The sequence below is a fragment of the Ammoniphilus resinae genome (genome assembly GCF_017873965.1).
In the GTDB taxonomy this organism is placed as follows: Bacteria; Bacillota; Bacilli; order Aneurinibacillales; family RAOX-1; genus Ammoniphilus_A; species Ammoniphilus_A resinae.
Genome location: NZ_JAGGKT010000008.1, coordinates 130,822 through 154,191 on the forward strand (window position 1 = coordinate 130,822; position 23,370 = coordinate 154,191).

Here is a 23,370-nt window from a genome sequence, read left to right on the forward strand (position 1 = left end):
TAGAAAACTCAAGGGGGATATTATGAACAAGAATTTAAAGAAATGGGCAGTTGGTTTATTGTCAGCTTCATTAGCAATTTCCTTGACAGCATGTGGCGGAGGTTCCTCTTCACCCACAACGAGCGAAACACCTGAGAGTACTGCAAAACCAGCTGACACGTCACAAGAACAAAAACAACTGACTATTGGAATAACTCAGATTGTTGAACACGCATCTCTTGATGCTGCTAAAAAGGGATTCATTGACTATTTAAATGAAAATGGCTATAAGGAAGGGGAGCAAGTAAAATACGACTTCCAAAGTGCCCAAGGGGATATGAACACCGCAACTTCGATCGCGCAAAAGTTTGTCGGGGATAAAGTCGATATGATTCTTGCTATTGCCACTCCAACTGCTCAGGCTGCAGCCCAAGCAACGAAGGATATCCCGATTTTAATTACAGCTGTTACAGATCCTGTCGTTACCAAAATTGTATCTAGCATGGAAAAACCAGGTGCCAATGTAACCGGTACATCTGACATGAATCCAATCAAAGAACAATTGGAACTTGTAAAGAAGATCAACCCCGATGCTAAAAAAGTGGGTGTAGTATATAATTCAGGTGAAGCCAACTCTGTCGTGCAAATTGAAATAGCCAAGCAAGCAGCACCTGAACTAGGCCTTGAACTAGAAGAAAGAGCGATCACAAACAGCTCTGAAGTAAAACAAGCAGCTGAATCCTTCAGCGGAATCGACGCAATCTATGTACCAACAGATAACGCTGTAGTGTCTGCTTTAGATACCGTGCTGATGGTCGCCGAAAAGCAAAAAATTCCTGTAATTGCAGCTGAAGGGGATTCAGTTAAAAACGGGGCCTTAATCACTTACGGAATTGATTATTATGAACTTGGAAAGCAAACTGGACAGATGGCTGTAAAAATCTTAAAAGGCGAAGCAAATCCTGCTGATATGCCAATTGAAACCCAAAAAGACCTTCAATTAATTGTCAACAAAAAGGCTGCTGAACGTTTTGGCGTAACCCTACCACAGGAACTCGTTGACGGGGCAGCAGAAATTATTGAATAACGGCCACTGAGTCGAGAAAAGTCCTTCATTAATTAAGGATATGAAGGACTTTTCTTATGCCTTTCGACCGAGATTTATCATATAACTTTTGTCAAGGCCTTTATGCTCATTCCCCTTCCCTGTATGTCCACTATTTGTCTAAAAGTTTTCACCATTTTTATGGTTCGTTTGATATAAAATAGATCTTAATGTAGAGCGATTTAAAAAAGGAGAGATTTACGGTGCCACGTGTCAAATACAATACGCTGATTCCGCGAATTTTGATCGGCAGTGAAACGGATGCTCAGAGCATGGTGGATGATGGCGGTTGTGATGTGATCATAGATCTTCGAGAAGAAGCAGATAAACCTGCCTTCTTTAGCAACTACACAAAATGGATTCATATCAAATTGAAAGACCACGTGACAGGACAGGAATCCCAGATCCAGAAGGCTGTTGCTGTTGTCGTTGAACAGTATAATCAAAATAAAACGATCGGAATACACTGCGCTTCCGGTGTCTGCCGAACCGCTGCTGTAGCGATTGGTGTACTTATTGAATTGGGCGTTTGTCGTAAACTAAAAGAAGCTACCCAGTATGTTGAAATTAGTCGTACTCAAACATCTCTTCACCCCAATTTAAAAGACACCTTAAGTAATTTATATAAATAGGTCTATTTTGCCGCTATGGACGCGGAAACAGGGACAGATCCCTGTCGATAAGAGAACAAAGAACCCTTCGAATGGTTCAAAGGGTAGTACTCCCTTTTATTTTCGACAAACTTCGACTGGGGTCTGGCCCCCTTATTTGGTATAATAGTTGTACTGAACTTATTTGGAAAGGGGTTTCCTCATTGTCCTATCTTCCATCCAAAGATAAAAAAGAAACCTACGTAAGAGAACTGTTTAACACGATCTCCAATGGGTATGATCGTACGAATAAGATGATGAGCCTCGGCCGAGACGAAAGATGGCGGGAACTTGTAGTAAAACGTGCCCAAGTAAAACCCGGTCAGACCATTCTTGATGTTTGCTGTGGAACAGCCAAATTAACCATGAAGCTAGCCGAAGCTGTTGGACCTGGCGGAAAGGTTATCGGGCTAGATTTTTCCGAAAACATGATTGAAGTCGGGAAGGAAAATATCTCCTCTTCTCCACACCGAGATATCATTGAATTAATGCAAGGCAATGCCATGGCATTACCTTTTGAGGACCAGCAATTTGATGCTGTCACAGTGGCCTGGGGTTTGCGTAATGTCCCTGAGCTTGAGGTGGCATTAAAAGAAATGATCCGCGTATTAAAACCTGGCGGCATGTTGGTTTCCCTCGATATGTCAAAACCATCCGCCCCTGTTTTTAAGCAAGCGTACTGGTTGTATTTTGAAAAACTAGTCCCGTTGATTGGAAAATTCGGAGCCGGAAAAAGTTCGGCTTATCGCTATTTCTGTGAATCAGCGAAAGCATTCCCTGATGCAAGAAAACTTACCCAAATTTTTGCGAGAAACGGACTGACCGAAACACGATACAAAAATGTGATGGGCGGAACGTTAGCGATTGTGGAGGGAAAAAAAGAATAAGAAGAAGGGCTTTTCCCCAAGTGGCGAGAAGCCCTTCTTTTTTTGGTTTTGGCGGACGTACGTCCGTTATTTGACGTCAAAGTCCCCTTTTTCCGATCGACTCCTCTGTCCTCCTCCCCCAAAATGGGCGCAAGACGATGAACAAGGGCCCTTGCCCATGAATAAATTGAGAGGAGGAAGGAAAGGAGGAGTTGTTTGCCCATGAGTTTTAGAAGGGATTCGGATAGTTCTAGTTCTTCATCTATTGAAGATAAAAGGGCGGACCTTGAAAGTTTATGCAATCGGCTCATTCAAGATTTGCAACATGCAACACATGCGCTCGTTGATTTGATGCTGTACCTTGACACACATCCAATGGATTTTCGAGCACGGCAACAATACATGCTATGGACAAATCATTACCATATGTTAAAGCACCAATATCAGCAGGCTTGTGGTCCCCTTCAGTGGTACGGTCCAAACTGGTGGCAAAAAGCCATGGGATTCGGGTACGATCCCCTTGATGAATGTTTTGAACAAGAGCCTGTGGCCTATGTAACGAGAGATAAAAGATAAAGAAAAGAAAAAGGAGCGAAAGCAACGAGTATGTGGATCTATGAAGCAAATTTGGAATACGACGCCAAAGTGTCCTATGCAGATCCTCGTATGGCACAGCTTCTAATTGCCCAATATGGTGGGCCGAACGGAGAATTAGCTGCTGCCATGCAATATTTAAACCAACGATTTGACATGGAGAACAAACGAGCACGCCAGCTCTTGGTCGATGTAGGGACCGAAGAATTGGCGCATCTTGAAATCATTGGTGTAACCATTCGAAAACTATTGAAGGGCATTAAACCCATGCAAGCACGGGAACTAGGCATTGCCTCGCATTATGTAGAGCATGAAAATGGTTTGTTTTACGTGAATCCATCGGGGAATTCCTGGACAGCAGATTATTTAAAACATGTCGGTGATCCGGTTGCCGATATGACATCCAATATAGCTGCAGAAGAAAGAGCCCGTGCTGTCTACGAACATCTTATTTCCCTTACAGATGATCCTTTGGTTCAAGATACACTCCGCTTTTTACGAGAACGTGAACTAGTCCATGCCGCTAGGTTTAAAGAAGCTCTGTATATCATTAAAGAAGAAATGAATACGAGAAAGAATTTCTATCAATATTAACGGACAAGAAAAAACCGGGCACAGCCCGGTTTTTTCTTTCCTATTTCTTCTCCGCATTCTCCTCAACCAACCGGGTAATAAAGTCAGCAAGATCCATTGGTCCAAGATCGCCTTCGCCTCTTTTGCGGACTGCAATTTGTCCATTTGCCGCTTCATTTCTTCCGATGACAGCCATGTATGGAACTTTTTCCAACTGCGCCTGGCGAATTTTATATCCGATCTTTTCATTACGATTATCCAATTCCACACGAATTCCAGCCCGTTGAAGTTTTTCTACGACGTCATTGGTATACTCATCCAATTCATTCGAGATTGTCAAGACTTTCACCTGGTTTGGTGCTAACCAAAGCGGGAAAGCACCTTCGTACACCTCAATGAGGTAAGCGGTTAGTCTTTCCATCGTCGAAAGAATTCCACGGTGGATAACGACAGGACGATGCGGCTTATCGTCAACACCGATGTATTCTAATTGGAAACGCTCAGGCAACAAGAAATCCAATTGGACGGTAGACAATGTTTCGTCTTTTCCGATCGCTGTTTTTACCTGTACATCGAGCTTAGGACCATAGAAAGCGGCCTCCCCTTCTACTTCCTTATACGGCAAACCAAGGTTGTCCATCGCTTGTTTCAGCATGCTCTGGGCCATTTCCCACAGTTCATCGTTCTGCACATATTTTTCTTTATCTTCTGGGTCACGATAAGAAAGACGGAACCAATAATCCGTAATGTTTAAGTCTTTATAAGCTTGTTCAATCAATTGAACCGTCCGGCTGAATTCCTCTTGGATTTGATCTGGACGGCAGAAAATATGGGCATCGTTCAAGGTCATTGCACGAACCCGTTGTAAACCGGATACCGCACCAGATGCTTCATAACGATGCATCATGCCAAGCTCGGCAATGCGAACTGGGAGATCACGATAGCTTCGTTTTTCCTGCTTATACACCATCATATGATGTGGACAGTTCATCGGACGGAGGACGAAACTTTCCCCTTCCATCTCCATTGGCGGGAACATATCTTCATGATAGTGATCCCAGTGTCCTGAGGTTTTGTATAATTCAACATTAGCCAAAACCGGAGTGTAAACATGTGAATAACCCAGTCTTTCTTCAAGATCGACAATGTATCTCTCTAACGTGCGGCGAATTTTTGCGCCATTTGGCAGCCAAAGCGGCAAACCGGGCCCAATCTCAGGAGTGGTGGCGAATATTTTCAGTTCTTTCCCAATTCTTCGATGGTCGCGTCGTTTTGCAGCCTCAAGACGCTCCAAGTATTCAGCCAATTGCTCTTTTTTCGGCCAAGCCGTTCCGTAAATACGGGTAAGGGAATCGTTTTTGGCATCCCCGCGCCAGTAAGCAGCTGACAGGTTCATGAGTTTAAAAACTTTGATATACCCTGTTGAAGGAACATGCGGTCCACGACAAAGGTCGGTAAATTCACCCTGGGTATAAAAAGTAAGCGTTGTGCCTTCCGGAAGGTCCTGGATTATTTCAACTTTGTATTTATCATCTCTTTGTTTAAAATATTCTAAGGCATCTTCTCGGCTGGTTTCTTTCCGCTCAATTTTCAAGTTTTCTTTTACGATCTTTTGCATTTCCTTCTCGATTAACGGGAATTCATCAGAGGAAAAGGTACGGCCTGTCATATCATAATAGAAGCCATCCTCGATCACGGGTCCAATAGCCAGCTTAACCTCCGGCCATAATCTTTGGATCGCCTGAGCCATTAGGTGCGCCGTAGAGTGACGTAAAACTTCGAGGCCCTCAGAGTCCTCACTGGTGAACAACTGTATTTTACAGGAATCCGTTATAGGTGTTGTAACTTCAACCAGCTTCCCATCTATACTTCCTACAACGGCCTCTTTCTTTAACTTGGAAGAAATTTGTCCAGCTAAATCGCGCAAATTAATACCGGCTTCTACTTCACGTATACTGCCGTCTTGTAATTCAACCTTTACCATTGACATGCTTCGACACCTCTTCTAATTCTTTCATCATTTCCTCATCATACCGAAAAAATGAGAGAAAAGCTACCCGCGTTTGATGCTATAATTTTGTTAAACAAATGACTAAAGGGAATGAATCATGATGAATCCAATCGAATTTCTAAACAAAATAGCCAATAGACCCGTTCAGCAAAAAAAAGATACAAGCCATGAACAGGTGAAAAAGTACTTAAAAGAATTAGATCTATTAGACCTTCCCGTTCCCCTCGTCGTTATCACGGGCACCTGTGGAAAAGGATCAACGAGCCAATTCCTATCCTCAATACTGGAGAACTCCGGTTATCGCGTCGGCTTGATCCAGAGCCCACATCTTCACAGCTTCAGCGAACGAATTCAGATCAATCGAAAGAGCCTTTCTGAAAATCAAATCCTGTTGAAGATGAATGAGCTTTTGCCCCACTTTTTAGCATCATCGGAGCTTCCAAAATACAACCATGTTTTTCTTATCACCGGGCTTGTCCTTTTTCTAGAGGAGAAAGTCGATATCATTTTGGTTGAGTCCGGAATCGGAGGATATGCAGACCCCTGCTCCATCCTACCCTCCTCCCTGTCCATTATAACAAATGTACATAAGGATCATGAATTCTTGCTGGGAGAAACCATTGAAGAGATTGCTTATGACAAATCAGGGGTGATCCGCACAGGCAAACCAATCATTACCGGATCAAAAGACCCGCAGGCACTACAAATTATAAAGCAGGAAGCAGTTCAAAAACAGGCACCCCTTTTCACCATGGAAGAAGAATTTAGCCTACGGCAAGAGCATGGTTCAATGCGTTATGTCGAGGATCAAATTAAGCTTCCTTTCCGTCTGCAGGTGAATGGAGATTTTCAATATGAAAATGCCGCTCTTGCCATTAAGGCCGCACTCCTGCTTAAAGATCTGGGCTTAACGATCCCCTCCCAGAGCATTATTAATGGTTTGCAGTGTGCCGAACTTCCTGGAAGATTTCAAATCGTTTCACGGCAACCCTTCATTGTTATTGACGGCGCTCATAATGAGGAGGAGATTAGACGTTACTGTGAGACGGTTAAAGAACTGGGTTGTTCTTACCACTACTTTATATTAAGCTTTTCAAGTAACAAAAAATTACCAAAGATCCTCCACTACTTTGTGCCTTTTAACGGGATCTGTCTGCTGGCCCCCCATTCGAACCAGCAAAGACTGCAGTCCCCTGCACAGCTTCAGGAAACGGTTGAACTTGCTATAAGTATGGGGATTACTGCTCTTTCTTTTTCCAATTTATCTTCTGCCTATGCATTTGCACAGGAAAAAGCGTCCCCCGAGGAAGGAATCTTTTTTACCGGTTCAATGTTTTTACTGGCAGAAGCCACGGAACTTGTTCGTGATAGAATAAATCCACTTGTGGAAAGCTAAATGTTAGTATCGGTTAATGGAGGGACTTATGAATACGCAATCTTTAAATGCAACCGAATCATCAACGATTATTTTATTTGGGGCTACCGGAGACCTGGCAAGGCGCAAATTATTCCCTGCTCTTTTTCGACTTTTTAAGCGAGGGATTTTAGGGGAAAAATTTGCTGTTCTTGGCGTGGCTAGAAAAGATCTATCCACCTCCGCCTTTCAACAATTGGTTCTCGATTCCTTAAAGGAATTTGGCCACCTTTCAGGGTCCGAGCAAACGGAGTGGGACAAATTTGCGGGACACCTCGATTACGCTAGTGCCGATTTAACCCAAGGTTCAACCTATCAAAATATTAAAGAACGAGCAGAGCAAATGGAAAGTAAGTTCGGCCTTCAAGGAAATCGCATCTTTTATTTATCGATTGCCCCTGGGTTGTTTGGTCCAGTCACGATACACATTAAGGATGGCGAGCTGCGAAGCGCTAAAGGCTGGAACCGCCTTGTCATCGAAAAGCCATTTGGCCGTGATTTTCACTCTGCCCAAGAATTAAATGACACGATTTCACAAGTGTTTCGCGAGGAAGAGATTTACCGGATCGACCATTATTTAGGAAAAGAAATGGTGCAAAATATTGAAGTCATTCGATTTGCCAATGCCTTCTTTGAACCTTTGTGGAATAATCGTTATATTTCCAATGTGCAAATTACCTCTAGTGAAACTGTTGGGGTGGAGGAACGGGCGGGCTATTATGAAAAATCGGGTGCCCTTCGCGATATGGTGCAGAATCATATGCTGCAAATGGTAATGATGATGGCGATGGAACCGCCCAGCCGTTTGGAAACAGAAGCTATTCGCGATGAAAAAGTGAAGGTGTTGCGTTCCCTGAGAAGGTATAAACAGGAAGAAGTAGCGGCCCATGTTGTAAGGGGTCAGTACGTGGCTGGCTCAATCAAAGGTGAGCAAGTAGTTGGCTACCGGGAAGAACCATCAGTCAGCCCGGCATCCATGACTGAGACATTTGTGTCAGCCAAGCTGTTTATTGATAATTTCCGGTGGGCAGGAGTTCCCTTTTATATTCGTACCGGAAAAAGAATGCCGGTCAAGGCAACAGAAATTCTTGTACAGTTTAAAAGTTTGCCTAACATTCTTTACTTTAATAAACATGGAAACCTAGAACCCAATTTACTAAGTATTCGAATTTATCCCCAGGAGGGAATTTGCTTCCAACTTAACGCCAAAAAACCCGGAACAGACGGCATTTTAGCTCCAATCGCGATGGATTTTTGCCAGAACTGTGAGGCAGGCTTCAATTCCCCGGAAGCCTATGAACGGTTGATTCAAGATTGCCTTGAAGGCGATTCCACTTTCTTTACCCGGTGGGATGAAGTATCACTGGCTTGGAAGTTTGTAGACCCCATTTCAAAAGCATGGGCAGATGAAATTTCCGAATTACAGCCATATCCTGCTGGAACCTGGGGACCACAGCAGTCCAACCTAATGCTGCAACAGGATGATACCAAGTGGTGGCCAGTTCATGGAACGAAAGAAGAAGAAGCGAATAAAGTGATGGTTTATTAACCTTATAGCCATAGAAGGGGTGGTCATATGGAACCATCCCTCTCTATAAAATAATATATATACCCCACCTAGAATTTTCCAACACGAATGGTTTTAAGAAAGATAGATTTGCTAGATAATTAAAAGAGTGGGTGGGGAGGATATATTATGGATACGAATGTAGTAATTCGCCTAACAAAAACGGCTCTCGTTTTATTTTTCGGATTCTATGCTTTATTGGTTGCATTTGGAAATCTAACAGATTTTAATTCCAATCTCATGTTTATACAACACGTTCTCAGTATGGACACGACCTTTGAAGGTAACTCACTGATGTATCGTGCCATCACCTCCCCCACGTTACAGTTCACCGCCTATTATTTGATTATCCTGACTGAATGGTTTATAGCATTTGCCTGCTTATATGGATCCTATCGAATGGCACGTCATCTGAAATCATCCAATACGACTTTCCATCAAGAAAAAAAATGGGGAATTATTGGTCTTCTCGTCGGAATCTCACTATGGTTTTTCGGTTTTCAAGTGATCGGCGGCGAGTGGTTTGCCATGTGGCAGAGTCAAATTTGGAATGGGCTAGATTCAGCCTTTCGTTTAACGACTTATATTGGTATCGCTCTGCTCGCTTTAATGTTAAAAGAAGGTTGATAGGAAGGACTTCATCGGGGTATTATGAAGATCAATTCGACCCTTGAAATCCCGATGATTGAACTTCATCAGGGGTATGAAGTTCAATTCGTTCTTTGGAATCCCAGTGATTGATCTTCATCGGGGGTATGAAGTTCAATCCGTTCCTTGGAATCCAGGTGATTGAACTTCATCGGGTTATGAGCCCCCCTATTTCTCCCTACGAGGTGGTCGCGGACCAAAAAACTGATAATAATCGACTTTTAAATTCCCATTATAGAGTTTGCGCTTTTTGCTGGCCTGCTTGCCAAACAATTCCTCAAAATTTTCGTTTGACGTGATCACATAAAAGGACCAGGTATCCAAAGTAGCAAAGACCTTCCCCATATCCCGATAAAGCCTTTCTACCTCTTTTTGCTCTCCTAACCGCTCACCATAGGGCGGATTGCATATAATCTTCCCATATTTCTTTTTCGTCCGAAGTTCAGCAACAGGTAATCGTTGAAAATGAATATTATCGTGAACCATCGCATCTTCGGCGTTTTCCCGGGCGAGCTTTAGAGCTTCTTCATCGATGTCGGTCCCGATAATATCCAGTGGTTGGTCGTAACGGGCCAGATCATGGGTCTCTTTTCTCGCTTCTCGCCATAATTCCTTGGGAATGCTCGGCCACCCCTCTGAAGCAAACTCTCGATTCATCCCAGGTGCGATGTTTTGGCCGATCAACGCTGCTTCAATTGGAATCGTTCCTGATCCGCAAAAAGGATCAATAAGGGTCGTATCCGGATTCCAACGGGAAAGACGGATTAATGCGGCAGCCATGGTTTCCTTCAATGGAGCCCCGCCAATCAAGGTCCGGTAACCTCTTTTATGTAAAGCTACGCCACTTGTATCGATGGTAAGGGTTGCGATGTCCTTTAATATGCTGACCTCAATACGAAACAAAGGACCGTTTTCCTCAAACCATTCTTTTTTATATTTCCCCTTCATATGCTCCACGATCGCCTTTTTTACAATCGCTTGACAATCGGAAATACTAAATAATGTGGACTTCACCGATTTCCCTTCAACCGGAAACTCTGCATCTACAGGCAGCCATGTTGACCAAGGTAAAGCCTTTGTTTTTTCAAAAAGTTCATCAAAGGTTTTTGCTTCAAATTCACCTATTTTAAGACGAACACGGTCTGCTGTTCTTAACCACAAATTGGATCTTGGAATAGCCATGAGATCTGCCTGGTAAGTGACTTTTCCATTTTCAACCGTGAGATTGTGATACCCTAATTCTTTCACTTCTTCTGCAACAACTGATTCTAAACCAAAGGTAGCGGTGGCGATCAGTTCAACCTGATTTCCATTAGACATGTTTTAATTTCTCTCTCCTCGTTGTTTATCATCTGCTTTTCAATTCCTGCCAAACATTATACTATTTGCATCTTTCGATGCCAAACCCAATCCATCACCTTGCGAACCAATCCTTTATCCATCCAACAAGCACCCCTCCAAAATAAATACCAACGATACCCATTACCCCAGATAACACGGGCGGAGCCGGAATCGGCAGCTTGATCAACTTAAAAATCACTCCTACAATAATTCCAGCCAATAAAGATAACAGTACTTCCTTCATTCTTTTTGACACATCCTTTGCAAAAGAACCTCTATATCTAGTTTTTCCCGACGCGCGAAAAAATAGCAACAAATTCTTATTTGCTGATCCTCTTCCGAAAAGCGGCAATTACTAGTTTAGAAGTATTCTAATTCTAAATTCCACTTTGATCCAAGCAAAATGATTTTTAAATTAATAGAATGCATTAAGAAAAGCTTCGATAAGGATGCAAATTCAATACTTTCGCTATGCGGGAAAGAAAGGAGTGTGGCACATGTATTTACGGAAATGGATGGACAGTGATGGCCCCTATTTAATCGCCTTAGCCTTGCATAAATTCCAGGTTGAACCTGTTTTAATTAGGAGAAGATTAAATCTTGCAACAGAGGTTTTGGTTTTATGCGAGGATAATCATGACTTAGTAGGATACTTATGTTACAGACTGAGAGACCAGATTTTTTTTGTTGATCTTGCGATCCTTGACCCGAAACATATCGGCAAGGGGATTGCCGGCAAATTTTTCCCCGCTATCATTGAACATGCTAGGCAAAAAGGCGCTATCGCAATGCGCGGCATGGTCCACCGAAGCAATAAACAAGCGTTTGCTGTATTTAAACATTGGGGTTTCGCCATTAAGCGTCCATATTTGACCACTTATTTGATTGAGAAAAGGCTCTAACTTCGCTGGACATCATCCCCACATTTTTCAAAGGGTATTTTGGTCTTCATAACCCGATGAGACCATTCCCACATTTTCCAAAGGGCATCGGTCTTCAACCCTCACTCGCGGGAAGCCCCACTCCCACAACATCTAAAATCACGGGAATGCCCTCTACTGGATGCTCCGAAATTGTAAAGCTTTGTTTCAACAACCCTTCAGCATCTTCCCAACTCTCTCGGTTGGTATGCATGGTGAATACTATTTCACCAACCACCACTTGATCTCCCACCTTTTTATGCAAGGTTATTCCAGCGGCGTAATCAATCGAATCTTCTTTTCTCTGTCTGCCGGCACCCAGCATCATGGCAGAAACTCCCACCTGTTCTGCATCAATGGACTGAACATAACCGGCCCGGGTCGCCCTCACCTCAAGATGGTGCTTAGCTTGCGGAAGTATTCCTAAATCATCTATGATCGCCGGGTCTCCGCCTTGAGCTTTGACAAACTCCCGGAATTTATCCAGTGCCTTTCCAGACTCGAGTGCTTCTTTAACCGCTTGATAGGCTTCTGCAAAATTCCCGCATCTTCCCCCTGCAACAACCATGTGTGAGGCGATCGTCAACGATAATTCCTTCAGATCGGCAACTGCCTTACCTCGTAGAATTTCTACAACCTCTTTAATCTCGTTTGCATTTCCTACTTCAAAGCCTAAAGGCTGCTCCATGTTACTGAGCACAGCAATGGTTCTTCTACCTAGATTATTTCCAATGTGAACCATGATTTCTGCCAATTCACGCGCCGAATTCAGATCCTTCATAAAAGCGCCTGAGCCTACTTTCACATCCAAGACAATGGCATCTGAACCAGAAGCGATTTTTTTGCTCATGATCGAGCTGGCAATCAAGGGGATGGATTCGACCGTCCCGGTAACATCTCTTAAAGCATAAAATTTTTTGTCAGCGGGGACAAGATTACCCGTTTGTCCAGTGAGTGCGATTTTTGATTGATTGACCTGGCGAACAAATTGTTCAGGTGTAAGGTCAATTCGAAATCCTGGAATAGACTCTAGCTTGTCAACTGTTCCACCAGTGTGTCCCAACCCGCGACCAGACATCTTAGCTACTGGCACCCCCATAGCTGCGACCAGCGGGGTTACAATCAAGGTCGTTTTATCCCCCACACCGCCTGTAGAATGCTTGTCAACTCTAACCCCTTTAATATCTGGATAAGCTAATATTTCTCCCGAATCAACCATCGCCATGGTTAAATTTGTCGTTTCTTCTTCGCTCATTCCATTTAAAACAATAGCCATTGCAAGGGAGGACATTTGGTAATCTGGAATCTCACCGTTTGTAAAACCTTTAATAATAAAATCGATTTCTTCCTTCAACAATTGTTTTCCATATCTTTTTTTCCGAATCAGATCAACCATTCTCATTTTGCTGCCTCCCTTGATTAATTTAAACACAAATAGGTAAGGATGGAATAAAGTACAATTCCTCCCAAATGCAAAATTTCCCCTCTTCATAAATGGACTGGAGGTGTTTCCATGCGTACGATCTTCCTTGGATTAATGATCTGGTTTATAGTCGGTCAACAAGTTTGTCTTGCAAATACGAATCCATTGTATGTTGCCCTAGGGGATTCTATTACTGCTGGATATCACCGTGACGGGACAGAGGAACATTTATTTGACTATGACTTTTCCTTTGCCAACCGTCTTGCTAAGCAAAAAAACTGGGAGGTCGTGAACTTAGGGATCACGAATTTGACCTCTGACGAATTTATCCTCTTTTTAAACGAGCACCCCGATTGGCAAGAACACATCCGAAAAGCAAATTGGATCACCTTGGAAATCGGGGCTAATGATTTTATCCGTAACCCGGTAATCTTCCCCTATATCTTTGAGGGGAAACCATTCCATGAAGATGAGTTGGACTTCTTAAAAAACGAAAGTAAAAAAATTATGAATCAGTACATAAAGAATCTAAAGTGGGTAATTGATTATATTCAACAGCAGAGCAAGGCTCAAATTATTGTTCTTAATCACTATTATATCCCCATCCCGGGAATGGCGGGAGAATTTATTAACACGGCGGTAATCGAAAGCAATAAAAAGCTTGTAGAGCTATCCAAAAAACAGGGATTTGTTGTGGCTGATTTGGCAACTGTATTTTCTGCGGCGATGTCCCTTTCTTTTCTGACTGGGGATTATTCGATGTTTCCACTGGATTTGCCTAATCAGGATTTCCATCCATCTGATTATGGTCAGAAACTAATTTCCATCCTAGTTGCAGAGAAAATCGCCACACAAGAAGAAAAAGAACCGACCCCGATGATATGGGTATCAGTTCTTTGGTCTGCACTTGCTAATCTTTTAAATAGCTTACATCTCTGGTCGGGTGTGTAAAAGGCACCCCTTGGGGATTAATCCCATCATCAGCCATTTCAGTATTTTCCGTCGAATTCCAGCCAATATCATTGGTGGGATGTACCCATTGGTCCCCAGCCATGATTTCGGGATCCGTATCTATACTCCAATTGTTAAGGGGAGAGTTTGGTGAATTATAATGACTGTCCCCGATAACCACACCATGTTCGTTGACAAAAGGTTCCCTCATCTCCGGATCTGCATCCTGATAGGCTGGAGAGTTAACTTGATGTGGGATGGTGTCTTCCATAACCGGTGAATTCAGCTTCATTTTCTTTTTCTTCTTGCCCATAGAAAAACCCCCCTCTCTTCGAAAGAGTAGGTTTAGTTTACTGCAAGATGCCGTTAAATATACACTTTATTTCGGATGAACCAAATAATGCCGTTCGACCTTTTTTCCAATAAACCATAAGGCAACAACAAATGCTGTAATGAAAACGAGCTTCCATGGCTCGTGAATTAGTTTAGGCAGATCATATCCTATGAAAGAAAGTATAAATATCATGACTGACTTTCCTAACACAGTGGCCCAAAAATAGGTATGAAAAGGAAGCGATGATATGCCCGCCATGATATTAATCAAGCTTGAAGGAGAAAAAGGAAGACAGCGCAAAAAAAACAAAACGGAAAAACCATGCTTCTCAAACCAATGGGATGTTTTTTCGATACTCTTATATTTAAACAGTTTGGCTGTCCACTTTTTCCCTAACTTCCTCACCAGCCAAAAGGTCGCTATGGACCCACTGCAAGCCCCTATCCAAGTGTAGATGAAACCTGGCCATAAGCCAAAGGCTGCGGCATTTCCCGCAACAATGGCGAATAAAGGGAGAATAGGGAAAAAGGCTTCCAGGAAAGGCAATGAAATGGCAACGATAGGACCCATTCCCTCATATGTATCTAATACAGTCTGAATATCCTTAACCGACCAATCCAATGTCATTTCCCCCCTATCCTAGTTGACCAAACCATGTACATCATGTATTTTAACTGTATTATCATTAAAATTCCAATTCCATCCTGAAAAGTAGGTAAAATATCATGATAAATAAAATGATTCGCTCAGCCATTATGTATTTCTTCATAATCCTTATCATCGGCATTGTCTTACGCTGGAAAATGGTTGCCCCAATCTTCCCTCAATGGCAATTTACACACCTTGTTCATGCCCATTCCCATGTCGCCTTTTTAGGTTGGGTATATTTTTCGCTGATTTCACTGTTGTTCAGGTATGTCTTGCCGAAAGAATTGGTGGAAACAAAGCGGATCCGGGTCTTTTATTACCTTACCCATGTCGCTGTTATCGGTATGTTGATTTCCTTTAGTTTGCAGGGATATGCACCGTTCTCCATTGCCTTTTCAACCTTGCATATTTTGCTGTCTTATTACTTCGTATCACTGTATATCAAATTCAGAAGAAAAGATCTTCCTCCCCACTTACAGTTGTTTTTCGGGACTGGGGTTTTCTTTATGGCCTTTTCGTCCGTAGGACCCTGGGGATTAGCCGTTGTCAGCTCGCTTGGACTAGCGCATACGAAATTATTCGATACCTTTATTTATCTTTATCTTCATTTACAATACAACGGTTGGTTTACGTTTATCATCATGGGAACCTGTTATCATATGCTCGATCGTGCCCAGATCCAGGTCCCTGCCAAGATTGTCCGTTGGCAATATCTCGCCCAGACAAGCAGTGTTTTGCCTTCTTTTTTCGCTTCCATTCTATGGTTTAATCTTCCCCCATTATTGGAGTGGTTAGGAATCGCCGGAGCCTTGTTTCAGCTGATAGGTGGGGGATTATTCCTATCTCTCGTATGGAAACCACTAGGACAGCTTGCCAAAGGCAAACCAGCAGCGATCTTCCTGCATATATCCCTGTTAAGCTTGGGGGTTAAAGCAGTAATGGAATCGGTGGGAGCCTACCCAGAGATGGCCACTATGATTTATGGAAGCAGACAAGTTATCTTAGGATACTTACATCTGACTCTAATCGGCTTTGTCAGTCTCTTTCTCATGTATTATCTTGGCAAAGACCAGAGACAAATATCTGCTTATTGCAATAGCTCAATTATCCTCATGCTTGGCGGGTCAATTGGGATGATCCTGTTTTTATTTTTTGCCGGCCTGCTCGAATGGCTGGCCTATCCCTTACAAAGTTGGATTTGGATCCTGCTGTTAATCACAAGCCTTTTGATTTTCATCGGGTTATCCGGTATGACCCTATCCTCCTTTTTCTCCTCGGAAACGAAAACACAAAAGAAAGGTCAGCTTTAAGTAGCTGACCTTTCTTTTGTATGTTTGGGGAGCTTCACTTCCACGACAGTGCCGTTTGGCTCTGGAAATATATTAATCTTACCGCCATGGGCTTCGATGATTTGTTTGCAAATGGCCAAGCCTAACCCTGTTCCATTTTCTTTCGTGGAATAAAAAGGGTTGAATATTTTCTTTAAGTCCTTATGCTCAATGGGGTTCCCGTTGTTAAAGAAGATGATCGAAATCTTCCCATCGACCATTTGACAGGTTATCTTGAGTACCTTTTCTTTTTGATCAGGCACCTGCTGGAATTCCTCGCAAGCGTTTTTTATAATATTAATGAAAGTTTGTTCCAATTCCTTGCTGTTTCCAAGCATGTTGGCGTCAGGTGTCAACGTTATGATGGGCTCAATTCCAAGCCGAATAAATTCAAATTCAAACAGAGAAATAGACTTTTCAAGGACATTCCTGATATTCACTTCTTCGAACTTTCTAATCATTGAGAGGTTCTTTCGTCTAGATAAAGAAAGAAAACGATCGAGAATATAATCAAGCCGTTTGACTTCATCTTCAATAATATTGTAATAGGAACGGATTTGTTCAGGATGCGGGTGCATCTCGTATATTAATTGCAGGAATCCTTTAATACTTGTAATTGGATTTCGTAGCTCATGTGCCATCCCTGCAGCCATGTTTCCAATCGCATTAAACTTTTCAACTTCCAACCGTTCCAATTCCCATTGTTTTTCCCTGAACAACCGAATCGTGAATTCATCAACAAATAGATTGGTAATTTCTAAAGCTCTTTCCTGTTTCTCTCCCTGAAAAAAAGGGTAAATAATCTCATGGCGGAAGCGGTTCCCCAGCTCAGTACTATCACGAATTAATCTTTCGGCATCATGCACATAAATAATCCAGTGTTCTGCGTAACGCTGTGCAAAGGAAGCAATGGTTTCCATTGAAATCTGCTCATCTTCAATCGCTTCTAATAAAAACAAAAAGGCTTGTTGCAATCCTTCAACCAGTTCATCCTTTCGCTCTTCTATCATGTGCTGCAAATTTTGAGATGAACCTAACACTTCACATACATATTTATTGGCAAATGAACAAAGCTGTTCCCGACAAGACCGATCTGTAGAAAGCATAACTCGGCACCTTCATTCCATCCGATAATTTAACTTAATCTTTGACATAAAACTAATCTTCGACATAAAAGATGAAATCCCTTCACAACAAGAAATGATAGTGCTAAATTCCTAGTTGATTTCTAGACTTAAAAAAGCTGGTCACGTGTGATAAAATAAACCGGGGCCTGACCCCTTTATTTCATAATTTAACAGACGGGAGGGAAACACCTGATACGGTGCACCCCGATGGAAATGGTTATTGAATGCAAGAATGTGAACTTTCATTATGAAGGAAATGTCGTCTTGGAAAATATTAATTTTGTTGTAGAAAAAGGAGATTTTGTTGGATTAGTCGGACCAAACGGATCTGGAAAATCCACCCTGTTAAAAATAATTTTAGGATTGCTGAAACCTGATTCCGGTCAGGTAAAACTGTTTAACCAGCCAATCTCTAGCTTTAAGGAACGGTATAAAATCGGCTATGTATCACAGAAAGCAAATAGCTTCAACAGTGGATTTCCTGCCACTGTATACGAAGTTGTTTCGATGGGTTTGTATGGGAAATTGGGGCTCTTCACCAAACTTTCCCGTGCGGATAAAGAGAAAATCTTTGATGCCATTGAGCAAGTAGGGTTGAGCGAATTTACCCAAAGGAATATTGGGCAGTTGTCAGGGGGCCAACAGCAGCGGTCATTTATCGCGCGGGCTCTTGTTTCTGATCCCTCCCTATTGATCCTCGATGAACCTACGGTCGGTGTCGACACAGAGTCTGTGGAACGTTTTTACGAGCTTCTTGGCAAGTTACACCAAGAACAAAATATGACCTTATTGATGGTGACACATGATATTGGAATGATGACCGATCATGTTACCAAGGTTGCCTACTTAAATAAAAAAATTCATTTCCATGGAAGCTCAAGAGATTTCGGGGCTTCCCAGAAGAACATCTACGGATCACACATGCATCCTGTAGAACAAAAGGACTAAAGGTAGGGGATGGCTTAATCCATGTTTCAGCTTCTTATACAATATGAATTTTTACGCAATGCCTTACTGGCAGGCATGGTGGTTGGGATTGTCTGTCCAGCAATAGGTGTTTTTTTGGTCGTCCGCCGATTGTCTTTAATGGCAGATGCCCTATCCCATATCACGCTATCAGGCCTAGCGGCGGGGATCCTCTTGCAGAAAAACCTAAGCTTCTTTCAACCGATTAACCCGATGTATATGGGTATGCTTTTTTCTGTTTTAGGCTCTCTTTTTATTGAAAAACTGCGCAAAGCCTACCGATTTTATCAGGAATTGGCCATTCCCATTATTCTATCTGCGGGAATTGGCCTTGGGGTCGTGCTAATCAGCATAGCCAACGGGTTTAATGTGGATCTATTCTCCTATCTTTTTGGCAGCGTAGTGGCCATCAGCCGCGGTGACCTGTGGACGGTTTCAATTGTCGGGATTATTGTCCTTTTAACCATTGTTGTTTTCTATAAGGAGCTGTTCGCCTTATCTTTTGATGAAGAGTATGCAGAGATTTCGGGGATTAAAAAGAGATTTGTCAATTTGGTGTTTAGCCTCCTGGTAGCACTGACGATCGCTATTTCCATGAGAATCGTCGGAATTTTGCTTGTTTCAGCCCTGATTACGCTCCCAGTTGCTGCAGCTTTAAGAATTTCCCGAAGCTTTTTTCAGACCTTCTGGATTTCTATTCTATTTGCCCAATTGGCGGTTTTAGGCGGTATGTCTCTATCATTTTACCTGAATTGGGCTCCAGGCGGGACTATTGTCCTTTTCGCCGTCATCATTTTACTCTGCGTACTTGTCCTAAAGAAAAAATAGCCCTTTGCCCAAAACAGTACCCCATACCAAATTACAACGAATTTACCCTATCAACCATATATAGACATGAAAATTAAGATCATTGACATACCTAAAAGGTAAGTTAATGATTTTTTTACTTTTGACTGATCCAGACTGAATTGTCCAAGACAAGACCCAGATCGTAGGCATAACCATAGTCACAAAATAACTTCATGAACATAATATAAATCACAAAAACAGTTTCCCTAATACAACTTATTGTCCTTATTGCAAGTTTCATGGTAAAATATGAATAGGAAACAAGGATGGGGAAATTTTTTTCGTTTAAATTTTGCCCTCAGGAAACAGTTGTGGGCGTGACAAAGAAGGTGAAGGTAAAATGGACCATAAAGAAATGATCTCACTTTATGATTTGCCTATAGGAGCTGAAGGAAGAGTTGTTTCGCTTGAAGTGTCAGGCGTGATGAGAAGAAGATTATTAGATCTAGGGTTGGTACCCAATAGCCTCATTAAAGCCGTTAGAAGAAGTCCAGCGGGTGACCCCACAGCTTATCGTGTAAGAGGGACAACAATCGGTTTGCGAATGGAAGAGGCCTCAAAAATCCTGATTAATCGCTTATAGATGAGAATGAAAGGAGTCGTTATCCATGTCATGCTGTAAAACTGATCGACTTGAAAAATATAATATTGTGTCTAATGACCAGTATATCATTGCCCTTGCGGGAAACCCCAATGTAGGAAAGAGCACGCTGTTTAACGCATTAACAGGGATGCATCAGCACACAGGAAATTGGCCGGGAAAAACAGTATCCCAAGCACATGGTTCATTTGACTACAATAACCGATCTTACACGATTGTGGATTTGCCAGGAACCTATTCCCTGTTGTCTAATTCTGCTGATGAAGAGGTGGCTCGCGACTTTATCTGCTTTGGGGAACCTGATCTCACCTTGGTTGTGGTGGATGCAACCTCATTGGAGAGAAATTTGAATTTGGCCTTGCAAGTTCTTGAAATGACAGACCGAGTAATAGTATGTGTGAATTTGATGGATGAAGCGGAACGGAAAAGGATTGATATTGATCTAAAGCAGTTGTCTAAACTGCTGGGTGTACCCGCAGTTGGCATGTCTGCACGATCCAACAGAGGAACGGAAAAGCTAAAAACAACGATCGAAGATGTCCTAGAGGGAAAAATAATCTGTAACCCTGTTCGTCAACCCTATAGCGAAGAAATAGAGCGAGCCATTGCCGAAATTGAACCGGAAGTAAAACATCTGCTTCAGGGCAGTACGATTAACAGCAGATGGGTTTCTCTTCGATTGATTGATGACGATGAAACTATTCTAAAATCTATTGAAAAGTATCTGATGGAAATTCAAGAGAATCATAAGATGGGGGTGAATGAACCGTGTCCGAAGTCAGCTATTCTCGGTTGAAAGATATCAAAAGCCAAGTCCAGCGAAGGCAGTCTCAACTGATCAGTCAGGCCTCACCTATGCGGGATCAAATTGTTGGAGAAATTTATTCCCGTTCGGAGCAAATCGCGAAAAAAGTAACGAAAGGTCATAATGATAAAAAGTTTGATCGTGATGACCGAATAGATCATATTCTGACATCAAGAATTTTTGGATATCCGATCATGCTCATTATGCTCGGCGTAGTCATTTGGGTTACCATTGCTGGTGCCAATGTGCCCTCCGGGCTTCTTGGAGAGTTCTTCGGATGGGCTGAACTTCAATTGTCCTTCATTCTCTCTTGGTTAGGAACACCACTTTGGCTGCACGATTTACTAACCGTTGGGCTTTTTCGCGGGGTGGGTTGGGTTATAGCCGTTATGCTTCCCCCCATGGCGATCTTTTTCCCCATTTTTGCTATTCTTGAGGATTATGGATACTTACCGCGGGTAGCCTTCAATATGGATCGATTTTTCAAACGTGTGGGAGCACACGGAAAACAATCCTTAACAATGGCCATGGGTTTTGGCTGTAATGCAGCTGGAATCATTGCTTGCCGCATTATTGAATCCCCGCGCGAAAGATTGATTGCGATCCTCACGAACAACTTTGTGCCATGCAATGGCAGGTGGCCTACCCTGATTGTGATGGCTGCCATCTTTATGGGCGGAGCAGTAGGGTCTGCATACAGTACCATCGTGGCTGCGGCCATGGTTGTTGTGCTCGTATTGATTGGGATATCTGTTACCCTTGCAGTGGCTTGGGGATTATCCAAAACAGCCTTAAAGGGAATTCCGTCTAATTTCACTTTAGAGCTTCCGCCTTATCGAAGACCCCAATTTGGGAGAACAATCCTTCGCTCCATGATGGATAAGACCTGGTTTGTATTGCGCCGGGCCGTGATTGTGGCCGCTCCGGCAGGCGTTATTACCTGGTTACTGGGAAACATTCAGTTAGGTGAACTCAGCATTCTCGCCCACATCGCGAATTTTCTCCAACCCATTGGCTATGCGATGGGTCTGGATGGCTATATCCTTATGGCATTTATATTAGGACTTCCTGCCAATGAAATTGTCCTCCCCATTCTTATCATGGGCTACATGGCTTCGGGTGGCATGATGGAATTTGATAGCCTAAATTCCTTTAGAGATCTTTTGGTTAATCATGGCTGGACATGGTTAACAGCTTTGAATATGATGTTGTTCTCTTTGCTGCATTATCCATGTGGAACAACGATCTATACCATTGCTAAAGAAACAAAAAGTAAAAAATGGACGCTGTTGGCCGTATTAATCCCCACGAGTATTGCTGTTGGAGTTACCTTCCTAGTCGCCCAAATTGTACGATTTTTCGGCTGGGTATAAAATTCTTTATGGGCCATATACAGAAGAACAAACTTTAAGCCTGCGTTTGCAGGCTTTCATTATTTCTCTTTCCTTATTTTTGATCAGAATAAATCGAATTGCTCCTGTTCCTCCTTTTTGGATGAAGCTTTAACGACTTCCGTCCGTTCCACGGCATCCTGTACAAGCCTTTCGATATCTAACACACGTTCGAATTCACTGGCTTTCTCCACTGTCGGTCGGGTCACAGGTGACTTCGGTACAAAAATCGTACAGCAATCCTCAAACGGTAAAATAGATGTTTCATATGTCCCTATTTTATGGGCGATCTGCATAATCTCTGATTTATCCATCGTCACGAGCGGGCGAAGAATGGGGTAGTTGGTCACATTGTTGATCGTATGCATACTTTCAATGGTCTGGCTGGCCACTTGTCCAAGACTTTCACCGGTAGATAAGGCCAACGCCTTTTGCTTTTTTGCAATAGCCTCAGCGATCCTCATCATAAATCTCCGCATAATAGTGATTAAATAATGTTCGGGACATTTCTGACGGATTTCCGTTTGAATCTCTGTGAAGGGAACCATATGAACTCTCATTTCCCCTGTTCCGTACTCACTGATAATCCCAGCAAGGTCTAACACCTTTTGCCTAGCTCGTTCACTTGTAAAGGGCGGGCTTTCAAAGTGAATTCCCTCGATCCGCATGCCCCTTTTCATCGTTAACCATCCAGCAACTGGACTGTCAATTCCCCCCGATAACAGAAGCATCGCTTTTCCGCCTGTTCCTACGGGTAATCCACCGAATCCTGGAACATTCACACAGGTAAGAAAAGCACCTTCATTTCTAATTTCTACTTTCAACAGGACTTCCGGTTGATGGACATCAACTTTGATCCCGTCCATATTTTTCAGAATGAATCCTCCCACCAGATGATTCATTTCCATGGAACGATGCGGAAAACGTTTATTCGTGCGTTTTACTTCTACTTTAAACGTTTTAGGTGCTGGATCAATATCTTTCATCAAAGAAAGGGAAGCTTCCTGAATGGATTCCAGTGTAAAATTCTCGACTCTTTTGGTTGGACTAAGAGAGGTAATTCCGAAAATCTTTTTTATTCTTTCCGCTACTCCATCATAAGGTTCGCCGTTTAACGCCACGTACATTCTTCCATAGGCTGTTTCCACTTTTGCCTTTGGGAAATCGTGGATCCCTCGTCGAATATTATCTGCCAACTGTTTTTCAAACATTCCCCGATTTTTTCCCTTCAGGGCCATTTCACCGTATCGTATCAATATGTCATCGTATTGGACCATCT

Annotated in this window: 24 protein-coding genes; 16 read left to right on the forward strand and 8 right to left on the reverse strand. The window is 42.6% G+C overall.

From position 1 onward, the window contains the following. The first annotated feature begins 22 nt into the window (after positions 1-22). The 5 genes from J2Z37_RS14075 (at position 23) to J2Z37_RS14095 (ending at position 3,788) form a co-directional block, all read left to right on the forward strand. Positions 23-1,066: an ABC transporter substrate-binding protein gene (locus J2Z37_RS14075; RefSeq protein WP_209810908.1), complete on the forward strand. Its 1,044-nt coding sequence runs from the start codon at positions 23-25 to the stop codon at positions 1,064-1,066. A gap of 221 nt (positions 1,067-1,287) precedes the next feature. Next, positions 1,288-1,716 (forward strand): protein-tyrosine phosphatase family protein, encoded by a 429-nt coding sequence (locus J2Z37_RS14080; protein WP_209810909.1) that lies wholly within the window; start codon positions 1,288-1,290, stop codon positions 1,714-1,716. Positions 1,717-1,898: 182 nt separating this feature from the next. Next, positions 1,899-2,621: a demethylmenaquinone methyltransferase gene (locus J2Z37_RS14085; protein WP_245203810.1), complete on the forward strand. Its 723-nt coding sequence runs from the start codon at positions 1,899-1,901 to the stop codon at positions 2,619-2,621. A 201-nt stretch (positions 2,622-2,822) separates the two neighbouring features. After that, positions 2,823-3,176 carry a spore coat protein CotJB gene (locus tag J2Z37_RS14090; protein ID WP_209810911.1) on the forward strand — a complete coding sequence of 118 codons (354 nt, stop codon included), beginning with the start codon at positions 2,823-2,825 and terminating at the stop codon, positions 3,174-3,176. 30 nt (positions 3,177-3,206) lie between these two features. Next, entirely contained in the window at positions 3,207-3,788 is a 582-nt protein-coding gene (locus J2Z37_RS14095; protein ID WP_209810912.1) for a manganese catalase family protein, read from the forward strand. A gap of 40 nt (positions 3,789-3,828) precedes the next feature. Here the strand turns inward: J2Z37_RS14095 and thrS are convergent, their stop codons facing one another. Next, the gene (gene thrS / locus J2Z37_RS14100; RefSeq protein WP_209810913.1) at positions 3,829-5,757 is read right to left on the reverse strand and encodes a threonine--tRNA ligase; all 1,929 of its coding nucleotides are present in this window, start codon (positions 5,755-5,757) and stop codon (positions 3,829-3,831) included. Positions 5,758-5,875: 118 nt separating this feature from the next. On the opposite strand from thrS, the gene J2Z37_RS14105 reads away from it, so the two are divergent. From J2Z37_RS14105 to J2Z37_RS14115, 3 genes are all read left to right on the forward strand, one after another. Then, positions 5,876-7,174, forward strand: a complete 1,299-nt coding sequence (locus tag J2Z37_RS14105) for a bifunctional folylpolyglutamate synthase/dihydrofolate synthase (protein WP_209810914.1) — start codon at positions 5,876-5,878, stop codon at positions 7,172-7,174. A gap of 28 nt (positions 7,175-7,202) precedes the next feature. Beyond that, positions 7,203-8,741: a glucose-6-phosphate dehydrogenase gene (gene zwf / locus J2Z37_RS14110; RefSeq protein WP_209810915.1), complete on the forward strand. Its 1,539-nt coding sequence runs from the start codon at positions 7,203-7,205 to the stop codon at positions 8,739-8,741. 147 nt (positions 8,742-8,888) lie between these two features. Beyond that, positions 8,889-9,386 carry a DUF2165 family protein gene (locus J2Z37_RS14115; protein WP_209810916.1) on the forward strand — a complete coding sequence of 166 codons (498 nt, stop codon included), beginning with the start codon at positions 8,889-8,891 and terminating at the stop codon, positions 9,384-9,386. A gap of 189 nt (positions 9,387-9,575) precedes the next feature. On the opposite strand, the gene J2Z37_RS14120 is transcribed toward J2Z37_RS14115, so the two are convergent. Both J2Z37_RS14120 and J2Z37_RS14125 read right to left on the reverse strand, forming a co-directional pair. Continuing rightward, positions 9,576-10,727, reverse strand: coding sequence for a THUMP domain-containing class I SAM-dependent RNA methyltransferase (locus J2Z37_RS14120; protein WP_209810917.1), 1,152 nt, complete (start codon positions 10,725-10,727; stop codon positions 9,576-9,578). Between the two features lie 94 nt (positions 10,728-10,821). Beyond that, positions 10,822-10,992 carry a XapX domain-containing protein gene (locus tag J2Z37_RS14125; RefSeq protein ID WP_209810918.1) on the reverse strand — a complete coding sequence of 57 codons (171 nt, stop codon included), beginning with the start codon at positions 10,990-10,992 and terminating at the stop codon, positions 10,822-10,824. A 253-nt stretch (positions 10,993-11,245) separates the two neighbouring features. On the opposite strand from J2Z37_RS14125, the gene J2Z37_RS14130 reads away from it, so the two are divergent. Next, positions 11,246-11,650, forward strand: coding sequence for a GNAT family N-acetyltransferase (locus tag J2Z37_RS14130; RefSeq protein WP_209810919.1), 405 nt, complete (start codon positions 11,246-11,248; stop codon positions 11,648-11,650). Positions 11,651-11,744: 94 nt separating this feature from the next. On the opposite strand, the gene J2Z37_RS14135 is transcribed toward J2Z37_RS14130, so the two are convergent. After that, complete coding sequence (locus tag J2Z37_RS14135; protein WP_209810920.1) at positions 11,745-13,070, reverse strand: pyrimidine-nucleoside phosphorylase; 1,326 nt, start codon at positions 13,068-13,070, stop codon at positions 11,745-11,747. A 111-nt stretch (positions 13,071-13,181) separates the two neighbouring features. Between J2Z37_RS14135 and J2Z37_RS14140 the strand changes: the two genes are divergently transcribed. Continuing rightward, positions 13,182-14,042 (forward strand): SGNH/GDSL hydrolase family protein, encoded by an 861-nt coding sequence (locus J2Z37_RS14140; RefSeq protein WP_209810921.1) that lies wholly within the window; start codon positions 13,182-13,184, stop codon positions 14,040-14,042. Here J2Z37_RS14140 and J2Z37_RS14145 read toward each other — a convergent pair. Beyond that, positions 14,002-14,355 carry a DUF3905 domain-containing protein gene (locus tag J2Z37_RS14145; RefSeq protein ID WP_209810922.1) on the reverse strand — a complete coding sequence of 118 codons (354 nt, stop codon included), beginning with the start codon at positions 14,353-14,355 and terminating at the stop codon, positions 14,002-14,004. The two genes, J2Z37_RS14140 and J2Z37_RS14145, sit on opposite strands and share 41 nt — an antisense overlap. A gap of 66 nt (positions 14,356-14,421) precedes the next feature. Continuing rightward, complete coding sequence (locus J2Z37_RS14150; RefSeq protein ID WP_209810923.1) at positions 14,422-14,997, reverse strand: TVP38/TMEM64 family protein; 576 nt, start codon at positions 14,995-14,997, stop codon at positions 14,422-14,424. A gap of 104 nt (positions 14,998-15,101) precedes the next feature. Here J2Z37_RS14150 and J2Z37_RS14155 point away from each other — a divergent pair, with 104 nt between their 5' ends. Then, a complete protein-coding gene (locus J2Z37_RS14155; RefSeq protein ID WP_209810924.1) occupies positions 15,102-16,334 on the forward strand; it encodes a hypothetical protein in 1,233 nt (410 codons plus the stop codon). Here the strand turns inward: J2Z37_RS14155 and J2Z37_RS14160 are convergent. Then, the gene (locus J2Z37_RS14160; RefSeq protein WP_209810925.1) at positions 16,331-17,458 is read right to left on the reverse strand and encodes a two-component system sensor histidine kinase NtrB; all 1,128 of its coding nucleotides are present in this window, start codon (positions 17,456-17,458) and stop codon (positions 16,331-16,333) included. The two genes, J2Z37_RS14155 and J2Z37_RS14160, sit on opposite strands and share 4 nt — an antisense overlap. Positions 17,459-17,686: 228 nt before the next feature. Between J2Z37_RS14160 and J2Z37_RS14165 the strand changes: the two genes are divergently transcribed. The 5 genes from J2Z37_RS14165 to J2Z37_RS14185 all read left to right on the forward strand — a co-directional run bounded on the left by J2Z37_RS14165 (position 17,687) and on the right by J2Z37_RS14185 (position 22,073). After that, positions 17,687-18,427 (forward strand): metal ABC transporter ATP-binding protein, encoded by a 741-nt coding sequence (locus J2Z37_RS14165; protein ID WP_209810926.1) that lies wholly within the window; start codon positions 17,687-17,689, stop codon positions 18,425-18,427. Between the two features lie 21 nt (positions 18,428-18,448). Continuing rightward, entirely contained in the window at positions 18,449-19,273 is an 825-nt protein-coding gene (locus J2Z37_RS14170) for a metal ABC transporter permease (protein WP_209810927.1), read from the forward strand. A gap of 361 nt (positions 19,274-19,634) precedes the next feature. Next, positions 19,635-19,877: a FeoA family protein gene (locus J2Z37_RS14175; RefSeq protein ID WP_209810928.1), complete on the forward strand. Its 243-nt coding sequence runs from the start codon at positions 19,635-19,637 to the stop codon at positions 19,875-19,877. A gap of 25 nt (positions 19,878-19,902) precedes the next feature. Continuing rightward, on the forward strand, positions 19,903-20,691 hold the full coding sequence (locus J2Z37_RS14180; RefSeq protein WP_209810929.1) for a FeoB small GTPase domain-containing protein: 789 nt from the start codon (positions 19,903-19,905) through the stop codon (positions 20,689-20,691). A 59-nt stretch (positions 20,692-20,750) separates the two neighbouring features. Then, entirely contained in the window at positions 20,751-22,073 is a 1,323-nt protein-coding gene (locus J2Z37_RS14185; protein ID WP_209810982.1) for a ferrous iron transporter B, read from the forward strand. An 83-nt stretch (positions 22,074-22,156) separates the two neighbouring features. Here J2Z37_RS14185 and thiI read toward each other — a convergent pair whose 3' ends face one another. Next, positions 22,157-23,368: a tRNA uracil 4-sulfurtransferase ThiI gene (thiI, locus tag J2Z37_RS14190; protein WP_209810930.1), complete on the reverse strand. Its 1,212-nt coding sequence runs from the start codon at positions 23,366-23,368 to the stop codon at positions 22,157-22,159. Positions 23,369-23,370 lie beyond the last annotated feature (2 nt).